The 26,189-nt window shown below is 59.8% G+C and carries 27 protein-coding genes and 1 riboswitch; of the genes, 12 read left to right on the plus strand and 15 right to left on the minus strand.

Translation table 11 applies throughout. The features are described 5' to 3' along the window. Nucleotides 1-217 precede the first annotated feature (217 nt). The 5 genes from argH to A7P95_RS06200 all read right to left on the minus strand — a co-directional run bounded on the left by argH (nucleotide 218) and on the right by A7P95_RS06200 (nucleotide 3,945). The gene (argH, locus tag A7P95_RS06190; RefSeq protein WP_067592745.1) at nucleotides 218-1,606 is read right to left on the minus strand and encodes an argininosuccinate lyase; all 1,389 of its coding nucleotides are present in this window, start codon (nucleotides 1,604-1,606) and stop codon (nucleotides 218-220) included. Between the two features lie 24 nt (nucleotides 1,607-1,630). After that, nucleotides 1,631-2,065, minus strand: coding sequence for an HNH endonuclease (locus tag A7P95_RS11150; protein WP_218916360.1), 435 nt, complete (start codon nucleotides 2,063-2,065; stop codon nucleotides 1,631-1,633). Between the two features lie 49 nt (nucleotides 2,066-2,114). After that, nucleotides 2,115-2,339 carry a hypothetical protein gene (locus tag A7P95_RS11645; RefSeq protein ID WP_156503525.1) on the minus strand — a complete coding sequence of 75 codons (225 nt, stop codon included), beginning with the start codon at nucleotides 2,337-2,339 and terminating at the stop codon, nucleotides 2,115-2,117. Between the two features lie 134 nt (nucleotides 2,340-2,473). Further along, complete coding sequence (locus tag A7P95_RS06195; protein ID WP_067592748.1) at nucleotides 2,474-3,175, minus strand: class I SAM-dependent methyltransferase; 702 nt, start codon at nucleotides 3,173-3,175, stop codon at nucleotides 2,474-2,476. 131 nt (nucleotides 3,176-3,306) lie between these two features. After that, nucleotides 3,307-3,945 carry an SMI1/KNR4 family protein gene (locus A7P95_RS06200; protein WP_067592749.1) on the minus strand — a complete coding sequence of 213 codons (639 nt, stop codon included), beginning with the start codon at nucleotides 3,943-3,945 and terminating at the stop codon, nucleotides 3,307-3,309. A gap of 162 nt (nucleotides 3,946-4,107) precedes the next feature. On the opposite strand from A7P95_RS06200, the gene A7P95_RS06205 reads away from it, so the two are divergent. Then, nucleotides 4,108-5,208 carry an anhydro-N-acetylmuramic acid kinase gene (locus A7P95_RS06205; RefSeq protein WP_067592752.1) on the plus strand — a complete coding sequence of 367 codons (1,101 nt, stop codon included), beginning with the start codon at nucleotides 4,108-4,110 and terminating at the stop codon, nucleotides 5,206-5,208. A 197-nt stretch (nucleotides 5,209-5,405) separates the two neighbouring features. On the opposite strand, the gene A7P95_RS11155 is transcribed toward A7P95_RS06205, so the two are convergent. The 5 genes from A7P95_RS11155 to A7P95_RS06225 all read right to left on the minus strand — a co-directional run bounded on the left by A7P95_RS11155 (nucleotide 5,406) and on the right by A7P95_RS06225 (nucleotide 7,722). Further along, nucleotides 5,406-5,603, minus strand: coding sequence for a hypothetical protein (locus tag A7P95_RS11155; protein WP_082890751.1), 198 nt, complete (start codon nucleotides 5,601-5,603; stop codon nucleotides 5,406-5,408). Between the two features lie 75 nt (nucleotides 5,604-5,678). After that, nucleotides 5,679-6,164, minus strand: a complete 486-nt coding sequence (locus A7P95_RS11160; RefSeq protein ID WP_082890752.1) for a hypothetical protein — start codon at nucleotides 6,162-6,164, stop codon at nucleotides 5,679-5,681. 86 nt (nucleotides 6,165-6,250) lie between these two features. Beyond that, nucleotides 6,251-7,117 (minus strand): peptidylprolyl isomerase, encoded by an 867-nt coding sequence (locus A7P95_RS06215; RefSeq protein WP_067592755.1) that lies wholly within the window; start codon nucleotides 7,115-7,117, stop codon nucleotides 6,251-6,253. A gap of 51 nt (nucleotides 7,118-7,168) precedes the next feature. Then, a complete protein-coding gene (locus tag A7P95_RS06220; RefSeq protein ID WP_067592758.1) occupies nucleotides 7,169-7,435 on the minus strand; it encodes a BolA family protein in 267 nt (88 codons plus the stop codon). After that, entirely contained in the window at nucleotides 7,432-7,722 is a 291-nt protein-coding gene (locus tag A7P95_RS06225) for a YciI family protein (RefSeq protein WP_067592761.1), read from the minus strand. Before A7P95_RS06225 ends, A7P95_RS06220 begins: the two co-directional genes overlap by 4 nt. 414 nt (nucleotides 7,723-8,136) lie before the next feature. Between A7P95_RS06225 and A7P95_RS06230 the strand changes: the two genes are divergently transcribed. The 4 genes from A7P95_RS06230 (at nucleotide 8,137) to A7P95_RS06245 (ending at nucleotide 12,373) form a co-directional block, all read left to right on the plus strand. Continuing rightward, the gene (locus A7P95_RS06230; protein ID WP_067592764.1) at nucleotides 8,137-10,212 is read left to right on the plus strand and encodes a FimV/HubP family polar landmark protein; all 2,076 of its coding nucleotides are present in this window, start codon (nucleotides 8,137-8,139) and stop codon (nucleotides 10,210-10,212) included. Nucleotides 10,213-10,525: 313 nt separating this feature from the next. Then, the gene (gene truA / locus A7P95_RS06235; RefSeq protein WP_067592886.1) at nucleotides 10,526-11,335 is read left to right on the plus strand and encodes a tRNA pseudouridine(38-40) synthase TruA; all 810 of its coding nucleotides are present in this window, start codon (nucleotides 10,526-10,528) and stop codon (nucleotides 11,333-11,335) included. A gap of 30 nt (nucleotides 11,336-11,365) precedes the next feature. Next, on the plus strand, nucleotides 11,366-11,611 hold the full coding sequence (locus A7P95_RS06240) for a glutaredoxin family protein (RefSeq protein ID WP_067592767.1): 246 nt from the start codon (nucleotides 11,366-11,368) through the stop codon (nucleotides 11,609-11,611). A 147-nt stretch (nucleotides 11,612-11,758) separates the two neighbouring features. After that, entirely contained in the window at nucleotides 11,759-12,373 is a 615-nt protein-coding gene (locus A7P95_RS06245) for a phosphoribosylanthranilate isomerase (RefSeq protein ID WP_067592770.1), read from the plus strand. Between the two features lie 83 nt (nucleotides 12,374-12,456). On the opposite strand, the gene A7P95_RS06250 is transcribed toward A7P95_RS06245, so the two are convergent. The 4 genes from A7P95_RS06250 to tsaD all read right to left on the minus strand — a co-directional run bounded on the left by A7P95_RS06250 (nucleotide 12,457) and on the right by tsaD (nucleotide 17,749). After that, entirely contained in the window at nucleotides 12,457-14,085 is a 1,629-nt protein-coding gene (locus A7P95_RS06250; RefSeq protein ID WP_067592772.1) for an FAD-dependent oxidoreductase, read from the minus strand. 155 nt (nucleotides 14,086-14,240) lie between these two features. Further along, a complete protein-coding gene (locus A7P95_RS06255; protein ID WP_067592775.1) occupies nucleotides 14,241-14,933 on the minus strand; it encodes a DedA family protein in 693 nt (230 codons plus the stop codon). Nucleotides 14,934-14,960: 27 nt separating this feature from the next. Continuing rightward, on the minus strand, nucleotides 14,961-16,292 hold the full coding sequence (glmM, locus tag A7P95_RS06260) for a phosphoglucosamine mutase (protein ID WP_067592778.1): 1,332 nt from the start codon (nucleotides 16,290-16,292) through the stop codon (nucleotides 14,961-14,963). Nucleotides 16,293-16,693: 401 nt separating this feature from the next. After that, nucleotides 16,694-17,749, minus strand: a complete 1,056-nt coding sequence (gene tsaD / locus A7P95_RS06265) for a tRNA (adenosine(37)-N6)-threonylcarbamoyltransferase complex transferase subunit TsaD (protein ID WP_067592780.1) — start codon at nucleotides 17,747-17,749, stop codon at nucleotides 16,694-16,696. Nucleotides 17,750-17,983: 234 nt separating this feature from the next. Between tsaD and A7P95_RS11650 the strand changes: the two genes are divergently transcribed. From A7P95_RS11650 to dnaE, 7 genes are all read left to right on the plus strand, one after another. Next, nucleotides 17,984-18,346, plus strand: coding sequence for a hypothetical protein (locus tag A7P95_RS11650; protein ID WP_156503526.1), 363 nt, complete (start codon nucleotides 17,984-17,986; stop codon nucleotides 18,344-18,346). Between the two features lie 86 nt (nucleotides 18,347-18,432). Then, nucleotides 18,433-18,714, plus strand: coding sequence for a hypothetical protein (locus A7P95_RS11165; RefSeq protein ID WP_082890754.1), 282 nt, complete (start codon nucleotides 18,433-18,435; stop codon nucleotides 18,712-18,714). A 290-nt stretch (nucleotides 18,715-19,004) separates the two neighbouring features. Continuing rightward, nucleotides 19,005-19,652, plus strand: coding sequence for a DUF4131 domain-containing protein (locus tag A7P95_RS11930; protein ID WP_067592783.1), 648 nt, complete (start codon nucleotides 19,005-19,007; stop codon nucleotides 19,650-19,652). After that, nucleotides 19,538-20,209: a ComEC/Rec2 family competence protein gene (locus A7P95_RS11935; protein ID WP_179945905.1), complete on the plus strand. Its 672-nt coding sequence runs from the start codon at nucleotides 19,538-19,540 to the stop codon at nucleotides 20,207-20,209. The genes A7P95_RS11930 and A7P95_RS11935 overlap by 115 nt, the downstream gene beginning before the upstream one ends. Beyond that, nucleotides 20,173-20,553 (plus strand): ComEC/Rec2 family competence protein, encoded by a 381-nt coding sequence (locus tag A7P95_RS11940; RefSeq protein WP_067592790.1) that lies wholly within the window; start codon nucleotides 20,173-20,175, stop codon nucleotides 20,551-20,553. The genes A7P95_RS11935 and A7P95_RS11940 overlap by 37 nt, the downstream gene beginning before the upstream one ends. Before the next feature lie 105 nt (nucleotides 20,554-20,658). After that, nucleotides 20,659-21,444: a hypothetical protein gene (locus A7P95_RS06285; protein WP_067592793.1), complete on the plus strand. Its 786-nt coding sequence runs from the start codon at nucleotides 20,659-20,661 to the stop codon at nucleotides 21,442-21,444. Nucleotides 21,445-21,692: 248 nt separating this feature from the next. Then, nucleotides 21,693-25,124: a DNA polymerase III subunit alpha gene (dnaE, locus tag A7P95_RS06290; protein WP_067592796.1), complete on the plus strand. Its 3,432-nt coding sequence runs from the start codon at nucleotides 21,693-21,695 to the stop codon at nucleotides 25,122-25,124. 122 nt (nucleotides 25,125-25,246) lie between these two features. Here dnaE and A7P95_RS06295 read toward each other — a convergent pair whose 3' ends face one another. Then, nucleotides 25,247-25,801, minus strand: coding sequence for a YagU family protein (locus A7P95_RS06295; protein WP_067592799.1), 555 nt, complete (start codon nucleotides 25,799-25,801; stop codon nucleotides 25,247-25,249). A gap of 185 nt (nucleotides 25,802-25,986) precedes the next feature. Further along, a riboswitch (TPP riboswitch) is annotated at nucleotides 25,987-26,081 on the plus strand. Nucleotides 26,082-26,189 lie beyond the last annotated feature (108 nt).

A 26,189-nucleotide genomic window follows, 5' to 3' on the forward strand; every position in this document is an offset into this window, starting at 1 on the left:
ATCAAATCCGGCCAGCCGTTTGACGAGAATCGGCACAAACCAGCGTAAAACAGCAGTCTAAAGTGTTGCAAAAAAGCGGTAGCCGATGGCTATCGCCGCCTTACTGTTGCTTGCGTTTTTAAAAAGTGCTTGACTTTCGATTACGGTATCTTTTGTGTTCCGGCCAGCATACCGCAAGCGGATAGAGCCGGGATTGAGGCTACCTGAAAAATACGTTTCAAGCCTGTTTCTCCAGCAATCCGCGCCAGCGGGCTACCTGAAACTTCACCTGCTCCGGCGCGGTGCCGCCCAGGTGGTTGCGGGCGTTCAGGCTGCCTTCGGGCGTGAGCACTTGGTACACATCGTTGTCAATCAGCGCGCTGAATCCTTGCAGCACGTCCAGCGGCAGGTCTTCCAGCCCGCAGCCTGCCTGTTCGGCGTGGCGCACGGCTTGGGCAACCGCTTCGTGGCTGTCGCGGAAGGGCAGGCCTTTTTTGACGAGATAATCGGCCAAATCGGTGGCGGTGGCGAAGCCTTGCAGCACGGCGGCGCGCATGGCTTCGGGCTTCACGGTGATGCCGCGCATCATGTCGGCGTAAATCCGCAGCGTGTCAATGAGCGTGTCCACCGTGTCAAACAGCGGCTCTTTGTCTTCCTGATTGTCTTTGTTGTAGGCCAGCGGCTGGGATTTCATCAGCATAATCAGGCCGGTGAGGTGGCCGATGACGCGGCCCGATTTGCCGCGCACGAGTTCCGGCACGTCGGGGTTTTTCTTCTGCGGCATGATGGATGAGCCGGTGCAGAAGCGGTCGGCGATGTCGATAAAGCCGAAGCGCGGCGACATCCACAAAATCAGTTCTTCCGATAGGCGGCTCAGGTGCACCATAATCAGCGAGGCGGCGGCGGTGAATTCGACGGCAAAATCGCGGTCGGACACGGCATCGAGCGAGTTTTGGCAGATTTGCTCGAAGCCCAAGAGTTCGGCGGTGCGCTCGCGGCGGATGGGGAAGGTGGTACCGGCCAATGCGGCCGCGCCCAAGGGCATGCGGTTGGTGCGGCGGCGGCAGTCGGCCATGCGTTCGCTGTCGCGGCCGAGCATTTCCACATAGGCGAGCAGGTGGTGGCCGAAGCTGACGGGCTGGGCTACCTGTAAATGCGTGAAGCCGGGCATGACGGTGGCGGCGTTGGCTTCGGCCAAATCCAGCAGGGCAGCCTGCACGTCTTGGATGAGCGTGCGGATGACGGCAATTTCGTCGCGCAGCCACAGGCGGATGTCGGTGGCGACTTGGTCGTTGCGGCTGCGGCCGGTGTGCAGGCGTTTGCCCGCGTCGCCGATTTTATCGGTGAGGCGGCGTTCGATGTTCATGTGCACGTCTTCCAAATCGAGCGACCACTGCAGGCTGCCTGAATCGATTTCGGCCTGGATTTCGGCCATGCCGCGCTGAATATCGGCCAAATCCTGCGCGGAGAGCACGCCTGCTTCGTGCAGCATTTGTGCGTGGACGAGCGAGCCTTGGATGTCCCAGCGGGCGAGGCGTTGGTCGAAACCAATCGAGCCGGTGTATTGTTTGACGAGTTCGGACACGGGCTCGTTGAAGCGGCCGGACCAGGTTTTGTTGTTGGTCATGGGGATTCCTTATTTTTGAGAGAGTTATTTTCCATAGTGTTCATTACGATGGCAGTTTGGGCAGAGTGCAATGGCATTTTCTACACTATCCTCTCCGCCATCTGCTAATCGGATTTTGTGATGAACCTCTAAGTAAGGCTTGTCATCTGATTTTCTGATAAAAGGGGCAGGATTGTTACACACTTCGCAGATTCCTTTTGCTCTTTCCAAAACCTCAGCCACAACATCAGGATTTCTTTTAAATCGTACAACCCTAATAATTTCTTTTTCTGGTTTTTTTGGTGCTGCGTCTAATCTCTTTTTACGTTCTTTTGAACTTATCCTTAGAGATTCAGTAACTCTTTTATGTTCCTCAGCATTTAATGCATCTAAGTTACTCGGAACTTTTTGCTCAAACTCTTCTAATACCTTACGAAGACCAGGCATGGGGGAGTTAGATTGTTTGATATGCAGATGCACTGAGCGGATAGCTGTTAGTAAAGCATCATCACCATTGGTTTCATAAATTTTATTTAAAAAATAAGCTTATTGCCTCTATGCTTGCGCCTCTGGAAAAGGATTTCCCTTCGCGCATGCATCTATATTTATTGATAAATTCATCCGCAGTTGATTGGTTGATACCATGTTTATCATGCAGATATTTTGCTCCACTTATTCTTGTATATTCTCCGTTATATACTCGAACAGCTCTCTCATAAGCTGCTATATATTGTTCTTGTGTAACTTTTCCCATCGGAAGTTCTCCTTTAATTGATAACAGTGAATCAGTCTATACGGGTGGTAATCATGGCACAACCCATACATGATGATGCTGAAGTTTAGCCTTAGGAATTAACAAAAGCTACCTGAAAAACCAGAAACGGGTTTTCAGGTAGCCTTCCCTTTATCTGCGGCAAACACGACGAAATTGTAATGCTGAAAATACAGTGCAGGCTGCAAACCAACTTCGTGCAGCCATTGGAACTGCTCGGAGAGCTTGCTCATGCGGTCGAGCTTGATGCGCTCGAAGGCGGCGGCTTTGTCGGCTTCGGATAAGCCGGGATGGTGCAGGACGTGTTGCCGCCAGGCTTGGGTGTAGGCGGCTTCGGCCTCGGGGGTTTCGCCCAGCACCTGGTCGGCGTTGATGAAGCGGCCGTGCGGGGCGAGCAGGCGGGCGATTTGGCGGAACAAGGGTTGCTTTTGCGCGCCGCTCAGGTGGTGGATGGCGAGGGCGGAGATGATGAGGTCGAAGCAGTTTTCAGGTAGCCTCTCGCACGGTTCGAGCTGCGTGAGGTCTTGTTCGATAAAGCGGAAATTCGGCAAGCCGTGGAAGCGTTCGCGGGCTTTGGCGAGCATCTGCATGGAGATGTCGGCGAGCACGAATTCGGCTTCGGGGCGGCGTTCGTACACAAACGCGCTTATCAGCCCGGTGCCCGCGCCGAGGTCGAGCATGCGGCGCACGTTTGGCACGCTTTCGGCCAGCCCGGCGGCGGTTTGGTAGAACAGGTCGAAGCAGGGGATGAGGGCGCGGCGCTGGCTGTCGTAGCGGGCGGAGGCGGCGTTGAATTGGGTTTGGATGGCACGGTTCATGGGGTGTTTTGGGTTTGGGTTGGGGCGGGTGTTTTTAGCTTTGCGGAAACTCACTGTGTTCGTTTTCAGGCAGCCTTTACCGCGGCAGAGGCTACCTGAAAATATTCATTCGTTGATATGAGGATGGTTTTTCAGGCAGTTTGTGATTGGTGTTGCTCCAATTCTTTGAATTCTGATTGGGAAATCAGGCCGTAATCTTCATGCAGCAGGTATTGGCCGCTTTCCAGGTCTTGTGCGAATTGCGCCAACAGGGCATGCAGGGAGGGGGCTTCGAGGCTGCGTTCGGGGCTGTCGTGCCACATTTGGATGATTTGCCCGGCTGTGCCGCTTGGGGCGGGGTCGAGGTCGATCATCATGCCGTTGCCGCCGCCATCGGCAGTGAGCGGAATCCATTTGGGATTCCACCAGAAATCGGGCTTGATGCCGGGGTGTTCGGGGGAACAGCCGAAATCGGTGTGGTCGGGACGTTGGAAGCTGCCGTCGTCAAACAGGGATTTCCACGTGCCGTATTCTTGGATAATGCGTTCAATCGACAGCCATTCTTGGTCTAGTAATACGCCGGCGATGCCGTTTTCGCCGTTGGCGGCGCGGTAGAGGGCTTTGAAGTCTTCGGGCAGGGGAAAGCCTAGTGTTTGTTCGAGCCGGGCGAAATCGGCTTCGCCGGCGTCGGGATTGAGGGTGTAGTTGAGGCCGAGTTCGGCCACGGCGGCCGGGTATTGCTCCCGGAGGATATTGAGCTGGGTGATGATGCGCTGGAGCAGGGTATGCATGGGGATTCCTTGGCGGTGGAGTGATGTTCAGTTTTTTCAGGTAGCCTTTACTGCACCAGGGGCTACCTGAAAATATCGCCAAGCATTATAGCCCAAGCACCGCAGCGCGGAAGGCCGCCGTTCGCTATATAATGCCGCCGTTTCCCACACTGCTTATCCGCCATGACCCAACACTATATCGGCTTGATGTCCGGCACCAGCATGGACGGCGTGGACGCCGTGCTGGCCGCGCTCGACGGCGCGCGCTGGCAGGGCGCGCTCGGCCACTTTGCCGTGCCCTACAGCCCCGACCTGCGCCAACGCCTGCTCGCCTTGCAAGACAGCGGCGCCCACGAAATCCACCGCAGCGAAATGCTCGCGCAAGAGCTGGCGCGGCTCAACGCCCAAGCCGTGCACGGCCTGCTCGCGCAGCAAAAGCTCGCCCCGGCCGACATCGCCGCCATCGGTGCCCACGGCCAAACCGTCCGCCATGCCCCCGAGCACGGCTACACCGTGCAGCTTATCAACCTGCCGCTCTTGGCCGAGCTCACCGGCATCGACACCGTCGGCGACTTCCGATGCCGCGATATGGCCGGCGGCGGGCAGGGCGCCCCGCTGGTGCCCGCCTTCCACCAGGCCGTGTTCGGCAGCCCCGGGCACAGCCGCGTGGTGCTCAACATCGGCGGCATCGCCAACATCAGCGTGTTGCAGCCCGGCACGCCCCCGCACGGCTTCGACACCGGCCCGGGCAATATGCTGGCCGACGCCTATATACAGCAGCGCTTCGGCCAAGATTGCGACCGCGACGGGCAGCTTGCCGCCGGCGGCCACGTTATCCCCGAGCTGCTGCAAGCCCTGCTCGCCCATCCCTATTTCCGCCGCCCCCCGCCCAAAAGCACCGGCCGCGACCTCTTCTCGCACGATTGGCTGCAAGGCTACCTGAAACCCAACTACGGCCCGCCCCACATCGTGCGCACGCTCAACGCCTTCACCGCGCAAACCATCGCCGACGCCATTGCCACGCACGCTCCCGATGCGCGCGAAGTGTTCGTGTGCGGCGGCGGCGTGTTCAACCCCGTGCTGATGGGCGAGCTGGCCGAGCGGCTGGCCGCCCTCGGCATCCGCACCGCTTCCACCAACGAGCTCGCCTTGCCGCCGCAATGGGTGGAAGCCGCCGCCTTTGCCTGGCTCGCCGCCTGCCGCCTCCAGCGCCAGCCCGGCAACCCGCATGCCGCCACCGGCGCGGCGCGGCCGTATGTTCTCGGCGCTTGGCATTGCGCGTGAGGACGGCTGTTTTCGGGCGGGCAAGTTTTCAGGTAGCCTCTGCCGTGTGCGGGAGGCTGCCTGAAAAACAGAAGGGCAGGATTTATGTGTCCTTACAAAGGCTTGAAAGGCTACCTGAAAATCGCGGGCGGATATTTCAGGTAGCCTTGGTGTTGCGGGGTGAAAAAGGCTACCTGAATTTTCAGGTAGCCTTTTGGTTAGTTCGGGTCGATGCCGTTTTCTTGCAGCAGCTTGAGGATGGTTTGTTGGGCTTGCTGCTGTTGGATTTGTTCGACGAGGCGGGGTTTGAGCTGCTCGAAGGGCGGGGCGTCTTCCATGGGGCGGGTGGCGCTGAGTTTGAGCAGGAGGATGTTGCCGTTGCCTAGGGGCAGGGGTTTGATTTGGCCGCGGGTCATGCCGCGCACGGTGTCGGCGATGGGCGGCGGCAGCTGCTGGAGGCTGAGCCAGTTGGCTTCGCTGCTGCCGTTGGGCTAGCGTGCCATGAGCTGCTCGAAGCTGAGGCCTTTGCGCAGGGATTCGATGGCGGCGTCGGCTTCGGCCTGGCTGGCGAATTGGATGTGTTGTAGCTGGATTTGCTGGGTCATGGCGGCGTAGAGCTGGCGGGCTTCGGCGTCGCTCACGCGCACTTGGCCGGCGAGGTGTTGGGCATAGGCCTGGGCGTAGAAATTGGCTTCGAGGTTGGCAAGCCGGGCTTGGATGTCGGGATTTTTATCGAGCCCGGCGCGGATGGCGGCGGCTTTGAGCACTTCGTCTATTTGTAGCTGTTTGACGGCGTATTGGCGCAGTTGCTCGGCATCGGGTGCGGGCTCGCCGGGCTGGGCGGGGGCTTGCTGCTGCAAGGTTTTCACCTGCTGGGCGATGCGGTTTTCGTCAATCTGCGGGGCGGCGGCGATGGCCCAGCCGGCGGTGAAGGCGGCGAGGGCGAGCAGGCTGGCGGCGAGGGTTTTCTTTTGCATGGCGGTGTGTTCCTAAAAGATTGTTTTGTTGGATTGAATGATAGCGGCTGCCGGAAAAGCAGCCGCTATGTTGCGCTCAATGGAGATTAGCGGATGGTGGCCTGCTGGTAGAGGCGGGCGATTTCTTGCTCGATCAGCAGGTTTCGCAAATCTTGCTGGATTTGCGGCTTGAGCTGGGCAAAGGGCGGCACGCGCACGGGGCGTTTGTTGGCCATATAGAAGACGGCGTAGATGCCGTTGCTCTGCACCGGGGTTTCGGTGAATTTGCCCTGCTGCAGGGATTTGACGGCGTTGTACACCATCGGCGCGCCTTCTTCCAAGTCTTTCAGCGGGGTGAAGGAGGGGCTGATGCCGCCGTTGGCGCGGCTTGGGGTGTCGATGGTGTATTGGCGGGCCACGTCGGTGAAGCGGCGGCCGCGTTTGAGGTCGGAAATGGCTTTTTGGGCGTTGTCGGCGTTATCGAGGATGATTTCGCCGAGCTGCACTTCCTGCGTGCCGCGGTAGCGGTTGGTGATTTCCTGGTAGGCCTGTTGCACTTGGGTGTCGGTTACCGGCTTGCTGCGCAGGATGTGGGCAACCAGGGCTTGGGCGGTAACGTTGCCTTCGAAGGTGTTCCAGTCTTGCTGGAAGGTGGGTTTGCGGTCTTCGCCGCTGCTGCGGGCGTCGGCGCGGGCGCGCTCGATAATCTGCTTGAATTCGGGGGTTTCGTTTAGGCGCAGGCGGCGGGATTCTTGAATCATCAACTCGCGGGTAACGAGGCGGCGGGCGATGTTTTCGCGCAGCTCGCGGCTGTCGGGCACTTGGCCGTTGCTCTGCTCGTTGATGATCTTCACCTGCTGGTCGATTTCAGCGCTGTCGATGCGGGTGTTGTTTACGGTTACGATGGTTTGGGCAGCCAGCGGGGCGGCGGCCAGGGCTGTGGTGAGCAGCAGTGCGAGTGAAGTGCGTTTCATGTTGTCGTCCTCAAATGGAAAGATTGGCTATGTTTGGATTATAAAGGATTTTCAGCTTCGGTACTCTTCCGGCGTTTGCGCGCGGATGCTCAGGGCGTGGATTTGGCCGGGATAGAGGTCGTGTAAAGGCGCTTGCACGGCGCGCTGGCGTTCGATGCGGCTCATGCCGGCAAAGCGCGGGCTGACAATGTGTATCCGGTAGTGGCCGCCGCCGGTGTTGCCGGCGTGGCCGATGTGCAGGTGGCTTTCGTCGGCCAAGTCGAGCAGTTCGGGCTCGAAGGCGGCCTGCAGGCGTTGGCGGATGGTGTGCGCGCTCATTCGGGCAGCACTTTCTTAAACGGGCGGATGAGGATTTCGGCATACACGCCGGCTTCCACATAAGGGTCTTGCCCGGCCCATTCTTCAGCCGCATCAAGCGATTCGAATTCGGCCACAATCAGGCTACCTGAAAAACCGTGTTCGCCGTCGGGCAGGGGGCAGGGGCCGGCCAATACCAGCCTGCCGGCCTCTTGCAGGGCTTTCAGCCTGGCCAAATGTGCCTCGCGGGCGGCCAGGCGGGCTTCGGTGGAATCGGCAACATCTGAGGCCATCAGCATAAACAGCATTTTATATCCCTTCAATGTGGGTGTGGTTTGGGGATAATCAAGGAAGTGCCAATCTTAAAGCAAATACGGCGATTCTGCACTTAAATATCGCTGAATCAAGCCGCATCATCCTATCTTGGCAACAGTGCACTCAGGCAGGCTACCTGAAAATTTCAAATAGCCGTGTTCCGTTAAATAATTAAAAAATGTTTCATTCCTGTATAGAAAATGGGGGCAAATGGCAGAAATGGCTTGGCATAAATAGGAAATAAACGATATGATACCTAGGTTTAAAGAATTTAATCCGTTGCGCGTTAGGCCGAATCGGGCTGGGAGATTGCTTGCGTCAGCCTGTATTCTTCTGTTAGCTCAGAAGCTTAACGAGCATTACTTTAAGGTTGTAAGGGGGATTTGATGTTTTGTAAGCAGTATAAAATGAAGCTGATTGCCGCTTCTCTGGGTTTGGTTGCTTCGGTTCACGCTTATGCCGCGATGGGCGGCATGCAGGTGCATTCGCGCCTGAACGAGCCTTTTTCCGCCACTGTGGTGGTAACCGGCGACGAAGCCCGCGCACTGGCCGGCTCGGCCAAGCCTACCATCAACGGCGCAAACCTGAACGCCACGGTTACCCGCCAAGGTGCCGACCGGGCCGTTATCCGCTTGCGTTCCAGCGCGCCGATTAAAGAGCCGGTGATGACATTCTGGCTCGGCGTGGGCAACCAAAACCATCAATATACCGCCATGCTGGATCCCCGCGACTACCAGCATCCCGATGCCGCTGCCAACCACACGCGTCGCGAACGCCGTGCCGAAGCCGAACCGAGCCGCCGCCGCTCCTCCCGGCATCAAGAACGCGCCGGCCGCCGCGAAGCACCGGTGCAGATTCAAGGCAGAAGCTATCAGATTAAAGACGGCGAACTGCTGGTGGATATTGCCGAACAAGTTAAACCCTCCGGCATGACCCTGCGCCAAACCATCAATGCGCTGGTGGCTGCCAATCCGCGCGCCTTCCGCAACGGCAATCCGGACTTGATGTATCGCGGCGCCACTTTGATTATTCCCGATGCGGCCACTCTGCGCCGTTTGGCACATAACCCGCCGCGCCGCGTGACCACTTCATCCGAACGTGCCGCCGCCGATACCGCGCCGGCTGTTCAACAACCGCCGGTAACCACCGCGCCGACTCCGCCGGTGGAAACCAAACCTGCAGCCTCAGTGCAGCAGCCGGTTACCCCGCCGCCCGCTCCCCCTGTGGAACCCGCCCAGCCGCCGCAGCCTGCTGTGCCGCCGGCAGTGAGTGAACCTGTGGCCGAAGTGCCTGCTTCAAACGTATTGCCGGCAGATCAGGCCGAAGTGGTGGCCAGCATGCCCGAACAGGCTTCCGACATGATGGTTTCCGAGCCGGTAGTCGAGCCTGCTCCGCCTGTGGTGGCTCCGCCTGTAGTAGAAGAGCCGCCGATGGAAGAAGAAGGCATGGACATTATGCAGATGGCCATGTATGGCGGTGGCGGCCTCTTGGTATTGGGCGGTTTGGCTTATCTGCTGCTAAACCGCCGCCGCAAAGGTGCAGCACCTAAGCGCGGCCGGACAGCGGTTGATGAGGAAGATGATGACGACGACGATCTGTATTTCGAAAGCGTTACCGACCATTCCGACAGTATTGCCGCCGCGCCCATCGCGCCTGCCGCACCGGCTCCCCAGCCTGCGCCGGCCGCTCCCGTTGCCCCGCAGCCAACGGTGAGTGAAGAAGACTTGGGCTTGGATTTGAGCCATTTGGACGAACAGCAGCAGCTGGGCAGCACGCCCAGCACTACTGAAGCCGCCCAGCAGGCAGAAGCTGATGACTGGAGCTGGCTGGCCCAGGCCGAAGAAGAACCGGCCGCGCCCGCCCAAGCAGCCGCCCCGGCCGCGCCTGTGGCGGAAACTCCGGCCGCAGAAGACGAATGGCTGAACTTCGGCAGCGAAGAGCCGGCCGATGTGGGCGCTCCGGTGGAAGCTGCGTCGGCTGCCGCTCCGGCAGAAACGGCCGAGGGTTTGGATTGGGTGTTGGACGAAACCCCGGCTGCCGTGCCGCAGTCTTTCCAAACCGAGCCCGCGCCGACCGTTGATTTCGACGTGCCAGCCCAGCCGGAAGCCCCGGCAGTGGAAGATACCGCGCTGTCTTTCGAGATGCCGGAACTGGATTCAGCCAGCCCGCAGCAAGAAGAAGCGCCTGCCGCTTCCAACACGATGGATTTCAATTTGGATTTCGACACGCCGTCTGCTCCGGCAGCCGAGCCTGTTGTTGAGACTGCTCCGGCAGCCCAGCCTGCCGCCGTGGCGGACGAGCCCGCTGTGGCCGGCCCGCTGCCGAAAGAGGCGCTGGAAGCCAAATTGGAACTGGCTAAGATGTATCTGGAAATCGACGACGCCAACACCGCCCGCCAGACCCTGCTGGAACTGATTAACGAATCGGAAGGCAGCAGCATTCAGGCACAGGCACAGGCACTGTTGAACGACATCGGCCACTGATTTTAGCTCCGCTGAAGCTGATGCTTTCAGGTAGCCTATCCCAACCCGGGCAGCATTGCCCGGGTTTTTGCAACCAGGCATTTATGCAGGCTTGGTGTGCAGCGGTTAGGCAGAAATAAGACAAAATAGCGAATGAACTGAAGTTTTTATACGGCGCTAGCTTGCCTCGCCGTATCGGTGTAAGTTTATTTCACGATACGGGTTTGCGCTTCGCCGCCTTATGCCGCAGAGCATTAACCCGCTATCAGGCTACCTGAAAAATTTCCACGCCAACCAAACCAGCAAACGCCTCCCCCTTACTGCGCCACTTTTTATGCCTTCTCCCGCCCCGCAACGCCGCGCCTTGTTTGTCAGCTACGACGGCAGCCGATTTTTCGGCTGGCAGAAACAGGCCGACGGCATCACCACCGTGCAGAACGCCTTGGAAAACGCCCTGAGCGCGATTGCCCAAGAGCCGATAAGCGTTATCACCGCCGGCCGTACCGATACCGGCGTGCACGCCACGGCGCAGGTGGTGCACTTCGATTCCGCCGCCCGCCGGCCGGAGCAGGCTTGGGTGCGCGGCGTGAATGCGCACCTGCCCGAAGGCGTGGCGGTGTGGCAGGTGCGCGAAGTGGCGCCGCAGTTTCATGCCCGCTTCGACGCCTGCGGCCGGCGCTACCGCTATCTGCTGCAATCGGCGCCGGTGCGCTCGCCGCTGCTGGCCGCCCGCGCAGGCTGGACGCATTACGCGCTGGATATCGAAGCCATGCGCCAAGCTGCCGCGCTGCTGGTGGGCGAACACGATTTTTCCAGCTTCCGCGCCGCCGAGTGCCAGGCCAAATCACCGGTGAAAACCCTATACAGCGTGTCGCTGCACGGCACGCCCGAGCTGCTGGCGGTGGATTTCCACGGCAACGCTTTTTTGCACCACATGGTGCGCAACATCATGGGCGCGCTGGTGTATGTGGGCTGCGGCAAGCTGGCCGTGCCCGAGTTCGCCGATTTGCTGGCTGCCCGCAGCCGCCGCCTGGCGCCACCTACCTTTATGCCCGACGGGCTCTACCTCACCGGCGTGGACTACCCGCCGCAATGGGGCGTGCCCACGCCGCCGCTGCCCGCCTGGCTGTTTCCTGATTTATAACGTTTGCCGTGTTTGCAACGAGATAAACGCATGACTTTAACCTTGATGTTCCGCGAATATTGCAGCCTGTGCCACCAGATGCGCGCCGCCTTGCAGCCCTATCAGGCCGAATACGGTTTTGAACTGCAAGTGTTGGATGTGGACGACGATCCCGGGCTGGAAGCGCGCTATAACGAGCTGGTGCCGGTGCTGCTGCACGGCGGCGAGGAAATCTGCCACTGGCATTTAGACGAAGCCAAGCTGCTGGCCGTGCTGCAAAACGCAAAGGCTACCTGAAAACATAGTGGATTAACAAAAATCAGGACAAGGCGACGAAGCCGCAGACAGTACAGCTAGTACGGCAAGGCGAGGCAACGCAGTCCTGGTTTTTGTTAATTCACTATATCTGCCGCCCGTCCGGAAGGCTACCTGAAAGGAATCCCGATGCCGAAAATCAAAATCTGCGGCCTCACCCGCCCGCAAGACGCGCAAGCCGCCGCCGAGCTGGGCGCCGATGCCGTCGGCCTGGTGTTTTACCCGCAGAGCAAGCGTTATGTGAGCGTGCCGCAGGCGCGGGAAGTGGTGGCGGCGCTGCCGCCGCAGGTGGCTAAGGTGGCGCTGTTTGTGAACGCATCGGCGGAAAGCGTCCGTGCGGTGCTGGCACAGCTGCCGATTGATATATTGCAGTTTCACGGCGACGAGCCGCCGGAGTTTTGCTGCCAGTTCGGCAAGCTTTATTGGAAGGCGGTGCGCGTGCGGCAGGCGCGGGATATTGCCGATGCCGCCGCCCGCTATGCCGATGCTGCCGCGCTGCTGCTGGATGCGCACATCGAAGGCCAATACGGCGGCACGGGGCAATCGTTCGATTGGCGCCTGCTGCCGGAGAGCATGCCGCTGCCGTGGATTCTGTCGGGCGGGCTGAACGCGGACAATGTGGCGGAAGCCGTGCGGCAAACCGGCGCGGCGTGGCTGGATGTGTCCAGCGGGGTGGAGCGGGCGCCGGGCATCAAGAGCCGGGATTTGATGGCGCGATTTGTGCGGCAGGCGCGCGAGGAGTGATTGGCAAATGGTGCGGGAAATAGAGAGGCTACCTGAAAATTTCAGGTAGCCTTTATCGTGTGTGGCGGTTGGGCGCTGCCGGCTTAGCGCGGCAGGATTTTCTTGGCGGCTTCCACGCCCCAATACACGGCTTCTTCCATTACGGAATAGCTGCTCAGGTCGCTGTGGGCGAAGAGGAGGCGGGAGCGGTGTTGGCGCAGTTGGAGTAGGGTTTCTTGGGTGAGGTAGCCGGGCGTAGGCACGCTCATGCCGTGGCCGCGCACGCCGATATCTACGGCGGACACGTGCTGCCAGAAGCCGGGGCCGTAGGCTTGGATGAGGTCTTGCGCGGCGTGTTCGAGCAGCTCTTCTTCGCCGGCTTTGAGCAGCCAGCGGCGGATTTCGGAGGGGCTGTCGTGGTTGAGGGCGGTGTAGGCGGTGAAGATGCTGCGTTCGGGTTTGGCGGTGCGGATGAGCTGGTTGGTGGAAACGACGTAGCCGAGGCCGCGGCTGCCATATACGACGTTGTCCCAAGCGAGCTCGCTGTGTTGGGCTTCTTTGGGGAAGCTGTGCAGCACGAAATTGCTCACCAGCCAGGGGGCGTAGGCGGGCAGGTTGAGCGAGAAGCCGTAGCGCTGGGGCTGGGCGATGATGCGGGCGGCCACCATCAGGGGCATGGCGCAGATGACGTGTTGGGCGCGGATGAGGGCGGTGTGGCCGCTTTGGTTGTGGCGCAGGATCACGGCTACGTCTTCACCGGTTTCGCTGATTTGCAGGGCGGTGGCATCTAGAGCGGTGGGCTGGGGGAAGGCGAGCTCGGGGTTTTCAGGTAGCCTTTCGATGGTTTGTAGGCGGATGTGGTGGCGGATGGCTTCGGAGAGGTGGGCGAGGCCGTCGGGCCAGGTGAGCACGGCTTCGTTGGTGTGGCCGCGGGCGGTGAAGTAGTGCAGGCCGGCGAAGGCGGATACTTGCTCGATGCCTTGGCCGTAGTCGTCGCGGCAGCAGTAGTCGAGATACCAGAGCAGGCCGGGGGAGCGGTAGTTTTCCTGCTTGAGCCAGGCGGCGAAGGTGAGTTGGTCGAGGCGGCGCCATTCTTCGTCGGCGGAGGAGAGGGCAACGGGGATGGTGAAGATTTTGAGGCCGTCGCGGCCGCGGGCGGTGCGCAGGCGTTCGACCAGGGCGTGGAAGCGGCGGCTGTCGGCGTCTTCTTGCGGCAGCAGGGAGTATTGCCAGCGTTTTTGGTAGAGCAGGCGTTCGGTGGGGGCGTAGACGAGGTCGGTTTCGCGATAAACGGGCTCGGGCTCGCCGATGCCGCTGAGCAGGATGCCGAGGTCGGCGAGCAGCTGGCGCACATAGATGCTTTCCAGCGAGGGCAGGGCGAGATAGTGGGCGGCGGAGGGGGCGGAAAGGCTACCTGAAACATAGGCGGCGTTGTTGCCGTTGCGCTCGATGCCTTCGGCGAGGAGGAAGTTGTTTTGGCCATGCTTGGCGAGATACCAGGCGGCGGAAAGGGCGGCGGCGCCGCTGCCGAGGATGAGGGTGTGGCAGCGGTGTTCGGATTGGGGCTCGAGGGGAACTTGGCCGTTGCGCAACTGGTGGCCGAAGGGCAGGCCGATGCGGTTGATGTGCACGCTCGGGCGGCGCTGGAGGTGTTGGTAGCCTAAGCGGGAGGCAGCTGCGGCGGCGGAAAGGGCGGCGGCGCTGCCGAGCAGTTGGCGGCGGGTGAGTTTCATTTTTTTCAGGTAGCCTCGGCGGGAGGCGGGGCGAGGGAGGAGATAACAAAATGTCGGGCATGAACGCCCGACCTACGGTTTTTATTTTTCAGGTAGCCTTTTATGCAGAGGCTACCTGAAAAAGTTTGGCAACAATAGATGCGGTGCAAACAGTCTTATTCTGACGGTTCTTGTTCGTTGCCGCTGTGCCGTTTGCCCTGCCCGGCCTGACGTTTTTGGCGCAGCTCTTGCAGCTTGGCGTGGAAGAATTGGCTGCGGCGGCGTTTGCGCTGCCAGAAGTAGAGCAACACCAGGGCGCCGATGCCGATGAGCACGAACAGGATGTGCTGGAACTGGTGCGCCTTCATCAGCAGCCAGTCTTTGTTGGCGGCGCCGTAGTGGCCGAGATACACCCAGGCGGGCACGGAAATGAGCGAGGCGAGGCCGTCCATCAGCAGCCAGCGCCAAAAGGAAACCTTGCCGCTCATGCCGGCGGTGATGAAGATGGGCGTGCGCAGGCCGGGCAAGAAACGCGCCACAAACAACACCCAGCTGCCGTGTTTGTCGAACTTTTCCTGCACTTGCAGGTAGCGGTGCGGCGGCATCAGGCGTTTGATGAAGCGGGCTTTGAGGATGCGGTCGCCATACGTGTGGCCGAGCATGAACATCATGCCGTCGCCGGTGAGCACGCCGAGCATGCCCACCACCACCATAATATGCGCATTGCTGTGGCCGAGGCCGGAAATCACGCCGCCGGCAATCAAGGTGATGTCTTCGGGAATTGGGATGCCGAAGCCGCAGGCAACCAACACCACGAATACGGCCGCATAGCCGTATTGGGTGAACAAGGCTTCTAGGATATCAAGCATGGTGAGGGGTGTTCCTGTGAAACGGCGTTATTTTTGACGGATGCTCTCGGCAATGCGTTCGGCGCAGCGCTGCGCCAGCTTGGTGTCGCGGGCTTCCACCATCACGCGCACCACCGGCTCGGTGCCGGATGCGCGCAGCACCACGCGGCCGTGCTCGGCCAGCTCGGTTTCCACCGATTGCAGGGCGGCGGCGGAGGCAGATTGCCAATCCTGCCCTTTGCTGATGCGCACATTAATCATAGTTTGCGGGAAGGGCAGCCAATCCACGGCGGCGGCCAAGTCCTGATCCAGCGTTTGCAGCGCGGCCAACACTTGCAGCGCGGCGATGGTGCCGTCGCCGGTGTTGTGTTTGTCGAGGCAGAGGATGTGGCCGCTGGCTTCGCCGCCGAGCTGCCAGCCGCGCTGTTGCAACTGCTCCAGCACATAGCGGTCGCCCACTTTGGCGCGGGCAAATTCGATTCCTTGTTGCGATAAGGCCAGCTCCATCGCCATATTGGTCATCACCGTGCCGGCCACGCCGCCGGTGAGCGTGCCGGTTTTGCTGCGGGCGCGGGCGATCACGTAAATCAGCGAATCGCCGTCGTACACTTTGCCTTGTTTGTCCACCATCATCAGGCGGTCGCCGTCGCCATCCAGCGCGATGCCGTAGTCGGCTTCGTTTTGCAGCACGGCGGCTTGCAGGGTTTTGGTGTAGGTGGCGCCGCATTTGTGGTTGATGTTGAAGCCGTTGGGCTGATTGCCTATTTCGATCACGTCGGCGCCGAGCTCGTGGAATACTTTGGGCGCCACGTGGTAGCCGGCGCCGTTGGCGGTGTCCACCACCAGTTTGAGGCCGCGCAGGTTCATGTTGGCGGGAAAGGTGGATTTGCAGAATTCGATGTAGCGGTCGTCGGCGCCGCTCACGCGTTTGGCGCGGCCGAGCAGGTCGGAGGAAACGGTGTGCATTTCCTGCTCCAGCTGCTGTTCGATTTCCTGCTCGATTTCGTCGGAGAGCTTGATGCCGTCTTCGGTGAAGAATTTGATGCCGTTGTCGGCGTAGTGGTTGTGTGAGGCGGAAATCATCACGCCGGCGGAAAGGCGCAGGGCGCGGGTGAGATAGGCCACACCGGGGGTGGGCAGCGGGCCGGTTTGGATCACATTCACGCCGGCGGCGGTGAAGCCGGCCACCAGCGCGGTTTCCAGCATATAGCCGGAAATGCGGGTGTCTTTGCCGATGAGCACGGTGGGTTTGTGTTCGTCGTCGCGCTTGGTGAGCACCTGGCCGGCGGCGTAGGCCAGCTTCAAAACGAAATCGGGCGTAATCGGAAATTTGCCCACTTCGCCGCGCACGCCGTCGGTGCCGAAATATTTTTTTGCCATCGCGAAAATCCTTTGCAGTTGCCGCTTTGCGGGTGGAATGGGCGAATTGTAAAGCAGCGTTCGGGCTTGCGCCAGCGTTGTGGCGGTTAAATCGGGCAAACCTGCTTTGGGGAAAGGGTTTTTGGCGGTTTGGCGGGGCGAAGGCTACCTGAAAAATCTAGGCGGCGGTTTGAATGCGCCCGGCAACAGGCAAACGGGTTTTCAGGTAGCCTCACACCACGTGGCGGATGGCTACCTGAAAAAGGGAAATCCCGTTTGCAAGCGAAGTGGGGGAAGGCTGCTTTAGATGGCGCGGATGATTTTTTGCTTCGCAGAAACTCAGCCTTGACTAGGCCAAGACATCATTTTCAGGTGGACTCAACACCAAATAAAGGCTACCTGAAAATTTTGCGGCACACTGTTTAGCGTACGATTTCCGCCAGCGGCCAGCGTGGGCGAACGCTGAAGCCGGCGGCGGCTTGGGCGGCTTGCAGGTGCATGGCGCCGGCGAAGGCGATCATGGCGCCGTTGTCGGTGCACAGCGGCAGCGGCGGGAAATAGGTGCGCACGGCTTCGGGCGGGCTCTTGGGGCCGGAGCGCACTTGCAGCGCGGAAAGCTCGGTGCGCAGCTTCCAGTTGGCGCCCACGCCGCCGGCCACCACCAGCGTGCGGTAGCCGGTGTGCAGTAGGGCTTGGCGCGATTTGGCGAGCAACACATCCACCACGGCGTCTTGGAAGGCGCGGCAGATGTCGTTGCGCACGGCATCGGGCAGGCCGCCGCCGTGATCGGTGCGCACGGTTTGCACGGCGGTGAGCACGGCGGTTTTGAGGCCGGAAAAGCTCATTTGCAAATCGTGCGAATGCAGCATAGGGCGCGGGAAGCTGAAGGCGTCGGGGCGGCCGAGGCGGGCGAGGCGGGCGAGTTCGGAGAGCTTGGCGCCGCCTGGGTAGGGCAGGCCGAGCAGCTTGGCGGTTTTGTCGAAGGCTTCGCCGGCAGCGTCGTCCACGCTTTCGCCCAGCAGCTCGTAATCACCGATGCCGCGCACGGCCATGAATTGGGTGTGCCCGCCGGACACGAGCAGGGCGACGAAGGGGAAGGCGGGCTTGTCGTCGGCCAAAAGCGGGGAGAGCAGGTGGCCTTCGAGATGATGCACGGGGATAACGGGCTTGCCCAGCGAGAAGGCGAGGGCGTTGGCAAAGGCGCTGCCGGCCAAAAGCGCGCCGCCGAGGCCGGGGCCCTGGGTGTAGGCGACGGCATCGATATCGGCATAGTTTTTACCGGCTTCGCGCAGGCAGGCTTGGGTGAGCGGCACGAGGCGGCGGATGTGGTCGCGGCTGGCCAGCTCGGGTACCACGCCGCCGTATTCGGCGTGCATGGCCATTTGGGTGTGCAGTTGGTTGCCAACGAGGCCGTGTTCGGTGCTGTAGAGCGCCACGCCGGTTTCGTCGCAGGAAGATTCGATGCCGAGAACGAGCATATATAAGGCTACCTGAAAAATATCGGCGGCAATGCCGAAGTGGGAAAGGCATTATTTTAGCGGCAATGCCGGGCGGGGGCTATGTGCGACATAATGAGGCTACCTGAAAGCGATGTCTTGGCATAGCCAAGGCTGAGTTTCTGCGAAGCTAAAGCGTCAGCTTCAACGAGGTGGACCGATGTTTTGGCGAAACCGAGGCTGAAGTTTCTGCGAGGCGAAAATTTTTGGCAGCAGATGTTGGCTTATTTGAAGAAACGAACAGCGGCGGCAAAAATATGCCACCCGATAAGTGCGGAAACGGGGATTGTTGTTTTTTTGCACACGCTAAATCGGCTTGCGGAAACGGGTTTTACTATCGCGCGCTCCGGCGTAATGCAAAAATATGCAAAGGAAAGCAGTGCAGTATATTGGCATGAAAAATATATATTTTTTGGCTATAACGATAGAAACACCCCGTTATTGGGGCGGAATATGTTAATTAATGCTCGGCCGGGCGCAGCTTTTTGCCGGCGGCCGGGCGCAGCGGCAGGAAGCCGGATTAGGATAATTGCGTTGCCAGCGGCGGGCAAACGGCGGATAATGCGCAGCAATTCTTAATTGGAATTTATCTGTGCGACGGCTAGAGGTCCGCAGATAGGGAATTTTTAAAGTTATAACTTGAATTTGTTTAGAGGTAATTCAACATGAAAAAATCTTTGTTTGCCGCTGCCCTGATGTCTCTGTTCTTGGCTGCTTGTGGTGGCGAAGCTCCGGCTCCCGCTGCTTCTGACGCTTCTGCTGCTTCCGCCGCTTCTGAAGCTGTAATGGCTTCTGAAGTTGCCGGTGCCGCTTCTGCCGTAGAACAGGCTGCTTCTGAAGCTACTTCTGCTGTTGAAGGCGCTGCTTCTCAGGCTACTGCTGCTGTTGAAGGTGCTGCTTCTGAAGCTACTGCTGCTGTTGAAGGTGCTGCCAGCTCTGTTAAGTAATCCAGCGGTTACTTGAAAACTTAAAGCCTTGCCGATGTGCAAGGCTTTATTTTTGCCTGCCGCCTGCCTGCTGATTTGGGTTCAGCATGGCGGCGGCAGTGTTTTTGTAGTGGATTAACAAAAACCAGTACGGCGTTGGCTCGCCTTGCCGTACTGCTTGTACTGTCTGCGGCTCGCCGCCTTGTCCCGATTTTTGTTAATCCACTATAAGTGTCCGCTTTGCCAAACATTGGCCGGATTTGCGATAAAATCGGCCGCTTGATCAAACAGGAAAACGGCGGGAACGGCAAATGATTCGGGGCGGATTGTGGTGGTGGATAGCGGGTGTGCTGCTGGCATTTGGTTTGCCGGCAGCACATTTTGCTGCTGTTGCCTCTGCTTCGGTGGTGCTGCTGGCTTTGCTCGGCTGCTGGCAGCGGGCACGCGGGGCGTGGTGTTTGCTCTTGGGTTTGCTCTACGGCGTGTGGCGGGTGCAGCTGGCGCTGGCGCAGCAGTGGCCGGCCGAGCCGGAGTTTCAGCGGGTGCGGCTGGATTTTCAGGTAGCCTCGGTGGCGGAGGTGTCGGCGCAGGCGGTGCGCTTTGAGGCTTGGGCGGAAACGGAGGAGGGGTGGCGCTACCGGCTGCTGGTGTCCGACCGGCAGCTGCGCGAATGGCGGCCGGGCAGCCGCTGGCGGATGACGGTACGGGTGCGGCCGACGGTGGGCGAGCGCAATGCAAACGGCTTCGACCGCGAGGCATGGGCGCTCAGCCGGCGCATCGACGGCATCGCTTCGGTGGCGCGTGAACGGGCAGAACTGGCGCCGGACACGGGCTGGCAGGCGCGTTGGCAAAACTGGCGCCGGACACGGGCTGGCAGGCGCGTTGGCAAAACTGGCGTTACAACCGGCAGCAGGATTGGCAGCAGGCGGCGCAGGAATATCCCAACGGCGCGGCGCTGATGCAGGCTTTGGGCGGCGGCGGATACGGCGGGCTGGCGGACGAGCATTGGCAGTCGTTCCGCAACTTGGGCATCAATCATTTGATCAGCGTGTCTGGGCTGCACATCGGCATGGTGGCGCTGGCGGCGGCTTGGTTGGCGCGGCTGGTGCTGCTGCAGCTGCCGTTGGCGGAGCCGCGCCGTTGGTATTTGGCGGCGGGCTTGGCGGCGGCGTTGTTTTATTCGGCGCTGGCGGGCTTCGGCGTGCCGATTCAGCGCAGCCTGCTGATGCTGGCGGTGTTTGCCTGGCAGTGGTATCGGCGCGGCAGCCCGCAGCCTTGGCGGGCGTGGGGCTGGGCGCTGGCGGCGGTGTTGCTGTTCGACCCGCTTTCGGCTTTGAGCGTGGGCTTTTGGTTTTCCTTCGGCACAGTGGCGGCGCAGAGTGGTGCGCGGGCGATACGGCTTGGGAGTGGGACGGAGTGCATTTTGAGTTTCTCACGCCGCCGCGCAGCCCGGAGGCGGACGATAATGAGCAAAGCTGCGTGCTGCGCGTGGTGGCGGGCGGGCAGGCGCTGCTGATTGGCGGGGATTTGGGCGTGGCGGGCGAGCGCTGGCTGGTGGGGCAATATGGCGATTCGCTGCGCAGCCAGCTGCTGGTGTTGGGGCATCATGGCAGCCGTTCGTCTTCTTCGTCGGCTTATTTGAACACGGTGGCGCCGGAAGCGGCGGTGGCGGCCAACGGCTTTGCCAATTCCTACGGCCATCCGGCTGAAATCGTGCGCCACCGGCTTTCGGCGCACGGCATTCGGCTCTACACCACGGCGCGCGGCGGGCAGCTGGATTTTGTGTTGGGGAAAAACGGGGAAATGCGGCCGCGGCGGCTGGGCAGGCGGTTTTGGCATCGCAAGCCGTTTGAGGAGTGAGTGTTTTCAGGTAGCCTGTTGGGAGTGGTTGGAGGCTACCTGAAAAACAGGGAAGGTGTAAGATTGTCGTATTGAAGCTAATTTTATTTTTAGAAAGGGAAGAATATGCGAGCTTGGGCTTGTTGGCTGGCGGTTGGCTTGGCTGTTGTGCTGCCGTGGCAGGCGGTGGCGCAGGGTGTACGTTTGCAGCAGCGGGAAGTGGTGGCGCAGGAAACCGCGCAGCAGGCGATGGAACGGATTTCGAAGAGCCGGAATATGCAGGTGTGGGATAGGCTGACGGCGGAGGAGTATCGGGAGATACCTGCGGGTAGGCGCGTTAGAGATAGGAATTTTTCGCGGCAGGCTGTGCCATTGAGAAGGATTGTGGGGATTCCGAGGGAGGATGTCCAATCAATAGAGTTGAAAGTGATTAACGGATTGCATCGTTATGAGATTGCTGTGTCGAGGCCTGAGGAAGTTAGCGCTGGAATAAGGCCAGGCAAAGCCAGTGCCATGATTTCTGAGGAATATTATGACCGAGCAACTGATTACGCCTATTATTCGATTGAACCGCAGGAATTTGATCGGGTTTTGGATATTATTGAGAATATGCAGGTTAAGGTTTATCCGCGGGACACTGATAGAGGGTATGACTACCGGATGGCTATCAGTATTAAATATAAAGATGGGCATACGGTTTATCTTGCTAGTGATGGGCTTTATTGGGCTCACAACCATACCCGGGGCTCGATTATCGGTTTGGGCAGAGAGCCTATCCATGTGGATTACAGCTTCAGAGATTTGAACATATTGTTTCAATATATTGACCCAAACATGATTATTTTCTCTACTCGGTATGGTTCTACGGCATTTTTCGATCAATGGGAAGCCGAGCGCCATCTGCCGCAGTAATCCCGGCATCATGCTAAATTTTCAGGTAGCCTCCAGAGGCTACCTGAAATCTTGTTTGCCGCCATCCCAACACGCCCCGCCGCGCCCGCCGCCCGTTTGCGGTACAATGTGCGCCCTCATTCTGTTCAATCAGGCTACCTGAAAGCGTCAGCTTCAACGGTTAAAACGATGTCTTGGCGCAGTCAAGGCTGAGTTTCTGCGAAGCTAAAGCCGCGTAGCTCCATCCATCCCGTCCCCAAGCCCGAAATATGACCGCCCCCGTTTACATCCCCCTGCGCCAACACACCGAATTTTCCATCACCGACGGCACCTTGCGCATCAAAGAGCTGGTGAAGAAGGCCGCCGCCTTCGGCCTGCCCGCGCTGGGCATCAGCGATTTGATGAACACCTTCGGCCTGGTGAAATTCTACAAAGCCTGCCGCGTCGCCGGCATCAAGCCCGTGGTGGGGGCGGATGTGTGGGTGGCCAACCCGGAAAACTCCGAGCAGCCCTTCCGCGCCATGCTATTGGTGCGCAACGAAGCGGGCTACCGCCGCCTGTGCGAGCTGCTCACCCGCGCCTATGTGGGCAGCGACCGCAACGTTGCCCACGCCGAGCTGGAGCCGCAATGGCTGGCCGAAGGCGGCAACGAAGGCCTGATTTGCCTCTCCGGCGCGCACCTGGGCGAAGTGGGCCGCCAGCTGATGAACGGCCACGCCGATGCCGCCCGCGCCGCTGCGCAGAAATACACGCAATGGTTTCCCAATGCTTTCTATCTGGAGCTGCAAAGGCTACCTGAAAAACCGGAATGGGAAACTTCGGTTTCAGGTAGCCTCAAACTGGCGGCCGAGCTGGATTTGCCCGTGGTGGCCACCCATCCGGCACAATTTCTCAACCCTGATGATTTCAAGGCGCACGACGCGCGCGTGTGCATTGCCGGCGGCTGGGTGCTGGCGGATAAGCGCCGCCCGCGCGAATTTGTGTCCGGCCAGTATTTTGCCTCGCCCGAAGAAATCACCGCCCGCTTTGCCGACCTGCCCGAAGCGTTGCAAAACACGGTGGAAATCGCCAAACGCTGCAACCTCACGCTCACGCTGGGCAAAAACTTCCTGCCGCAGTTTCCCACGCCCGAAGGCATGAGCCTGGACGACTACCTCGCCCACCTTGCCAACCAAGGCCTGCGCGAGCGGCTGGCCGCGCTCTATCCCGACGAGGCCGAGCGCGCACAAAAGCTGCCCGAATACCAGGCGCGGCTGGATTTTGAGTTGGGCACCATCGTGCAGATGGGCTTTCCGGGCTACTTCCTGATTGTGGCCGACTTCATCAACTGGGCGAAAAACAACGGCTGCCCGGTGGGCCCGGGGCGCGGCTCGGGCGCCGGCTCGCTGGTGGCCTATTCCTTAAAAATTACGGATTTAGACCCGTTGCGCTATGCGCTGCTGTTTGAGCGCTTCCTCAACCCCGAGCGCGTGTCGATGCCCGACTTCGATATCGACTTCTGCCAAAACAACCGCGGCCGCGTGATTGAATATGTGCGCCAAAAATACGGTTTCGAGGCAGTGAGCCAGATTGTTACCTTCGGCACGCTGTCTTCCAAAGCCGTGATCCGCGACGTGGGGCGCGTGCTGGAGCTGCCCTTCGGCGTGTGCGACAAGCTTTCCAAGCTGATCCCGCTGGAAGCCAACAAGCCGCTGAGCCTAGGAAAGGCGATGGAGGCCGAGCCGGAAATCGCCAAGGTGTTGGAAGAGGAAGAGGCCGAAGAGCTGATGGAGCTGGCCAAAAAGCTGGAAGACCTCACGCGCGGCCTGGGCATGCACGCCGGCGGTGTGTTGATTGCGCCGGGCAAGATTTCCGATTTCTGCCCGGTGTATCAGGCCGACGAATCCGCCTCGCCCGTGTCGATGTATGACAAGGGCGACGTGGAAGACATCGGGCTGGTGAAGTTCGACTTCCTCGGCCTGCGCAACCTCACCATCATCGAAATGGCGCAGGCGTTCATCGCCCAAACCACTGGCGAGCATATCGACATCAACCACATCGATTTAGACGATCAGCAGGCCTACGAAGTGTTCCGCAAGGCCAACACCACGGCCGTGTTCCAGTTTGAATCCACCGGCATGAAAAAGATGCTGGCGCAGGCCAACACCACTAAGCTGGAAGAAATCATCGCCTTTGTGTCGCTCTACCGCCCCGGCCCGATGGACCTGATTCCCGACTTTATCGCCCGCATGAAGGGCGCGCACTTCAAATACATGCACCCGCTGCTCGAGCCCGTGTTGCAGCCCACCTACGGCATCATGGTGTACCAAGAGCAGGTGATGCAGGCGGCGCAGGTAATCGGCGGCTATTCGCTCGGCGGCGCGGATTTATTGCGCCGCGCCATGGGCAAGAAAAAGCTGGAAGAAATGGTGAAACACCGCGCGATTTTCGCTGAAGGCGCGGCCAAGCGGGGCATCAGCCAGGAGAAGGCCGACGAAATCTTCGACTACATGGAAAAATTCGCCGGCTACGGTTTCAATAAATCCCACGCCGCCGCCTATGCGCTGGTGGCCTACCAAACCGCTTGGCTCAAAGCGCACTATCCCGCCGAATTCATGGCCGCCACCATGTCGAGCGAATTGGACAACACCGACCAGCTCAAGCTCTTCTACGACGACGCCCGCGATAACGGCATCCGCTTCCTGCCGCCCGATGTCAACCATTCCGGCTACCACTTCCAGCCCAACGCCCAACGCCAAATCCGCTACGCGCTCGGCGCCATCAAAGGCACCGGCGAAGCTGCGGTGGAAGCCATCGTGGCGGCGCGGGAAGCCGGCGGCGCGTTTACCAGCCTGTTTGATTTCTGCGAACGCGTGAGCCGCCAGCACATCAACCGCCGCACCATCGAAGCCCTGGTGCGCGGCGGCGCCTTCGACAGCATCGAGCCCAACCGCGCCCGCCTGCTCGCCAACATCGACCTGGCCATGAGCAACGCCGAACAGCAGGAAGAAAACGCCAACCAAGGCGGCCTCTTCGATATGGTGGAAGACGCGATTGCGCCACTGGAAATGACAGACGTGCCAGCCTGGGGAGAAGCCGAGCTCCTGGCCGAAGAAAAACAAGCCATCGGCTTCTATTTTTCCGGCCACCCCTTCGGCCCTGCCGAAAAAGAAGTGCGCCAGTTTGCCCCCGCGAAACTGTCGCAGCTCAAGCCCAACGACAACGTGCGCGTGGCCGGCTTCGCCACCGCTGTGCGCAGCATGGTGGGCAAGCGCGGCAAAATCGCCTTCGTTACGCTGGAAGACACCGGCGGCAAAGCCGAAGTGATGATTAGCGGCGAAACGCTCGAACAGCTCGGCCGCGACACCCTGCGCGCCGACCAAGTGCTGATTGCCGAATGCCGCATCAGCAAAGACGACTACGGCGGCGAAGACGGCCTGCGCATCATCGCCAACCGCCTCTACACCCTGCAAGAAGCCCGCAGCCACTACGCCCGCGCGCTCACCCTACACCTTTCCCCGCAGCACGACATCCGCCGCCTGGCCGAGCTGCTGCAACAGGGCGGCGAAGGCAAACGCGTCCCCCTGCGCCTGCATTATGCCAACGGCAAAGCCGCCGGCGAGCTCATCCCCGACGGCCGCTGGCAGCCCTGCCTGAACACCGAGCTGCTCGAAGCGCTGGTGTCGCTGCTCGGCGAGCGGCAAGTGAGTGTGAGCTGGTAGAGGCTACCTGAAAAAACCGGTGCAGGTTGGGTTAGTTGGCAAGCTGTAATCCAATATCTGCTTCTTTATGTTGGATTACGCCTGCGGCTAATCCAAGCTCCATTTGCCGCGGCCATCAATCATTAATCATTCCACCATTTTCCGTACAAGGGGCGGCCGAAATGCGCCAGCACCGCAATCATGCAGATTTCGATGGAAACAGACCAATAAATGTGCCCCATGATTTCGCTGAAATGCTCGGCAAAATTCAAGTTCCACAGCCAACCTGTTGCGCCGTCGGCATATTTCGGATTGCGGAAGCCGAAGGCGGGAATCAGCAGGCCGTGCATCACCAGCGTGATGATGATGCCGTACAACGCACCCCACCACAAACGCATCTTCGACCAATACATCGATCCGACTACATAAACCAAAGCGAAGGCAAAGCTAAACAGCCAGTGGTATAAAGTAACCGCACCCAAAACGTGCACGCCCTGATAGGTATAGTCTAAAGAATGCTGGTTGATGCCCAGCCAGCCCAACCAGGCGTCGATATGCGCCCCCGGCGGGGAAATTTCGCCCGGCATGCGCGGCGGGGTATTCACTTCCGAGCCCCACTTGACCAAAGAGCTGATAAAGCCGCCGATTAAAGTAGTCCACACGATAACTTGGCGGTTTTGTTTGTCCGAAAAATTCATAGCATTCCCTTTTTTAAAAAGTAAAATTTTCAATACACTAGCAAAGGTTTTCTCTTGTTGGTGAGCGGTATTATACATAGACAGCACAAAGATGTGCGGGCTTGAGGGGTGAATATATTTTCAGGTAGCCTGCTGCCCGTTTGGCAACTGGTTGGACAAAGCGGGGCGGCGGGGTATAATCAGCGGGCAATTAGTCGGGGTGCTGCGCAAAGCGGCTGAGAGGATACCCGTTGTACCTGATCCGGTTAGCACCGGCGTAGGGAACTAACTATGGCGGATGATGGAACCATCGCGGCGTTGGCTTGCCGGGTTGCGCTTGGAATCGAATCTGCCGGCATCCGAAGGCGAAGCTGCCTTTTTCTCAGTGCGTGTTGTGTGCCCCGGCCTA

It is taken from the genome of Eikenella longinqua (assembly GCF_001648355.1).
In the GTDB taxonomy this organism is placed as follows: domain Bacteria; phylum Pseudomonadota; class Gammaproteobacteria; order Burkholderiales; family Neisseriaceae; genus Eikenella; species Eikenella longinqua.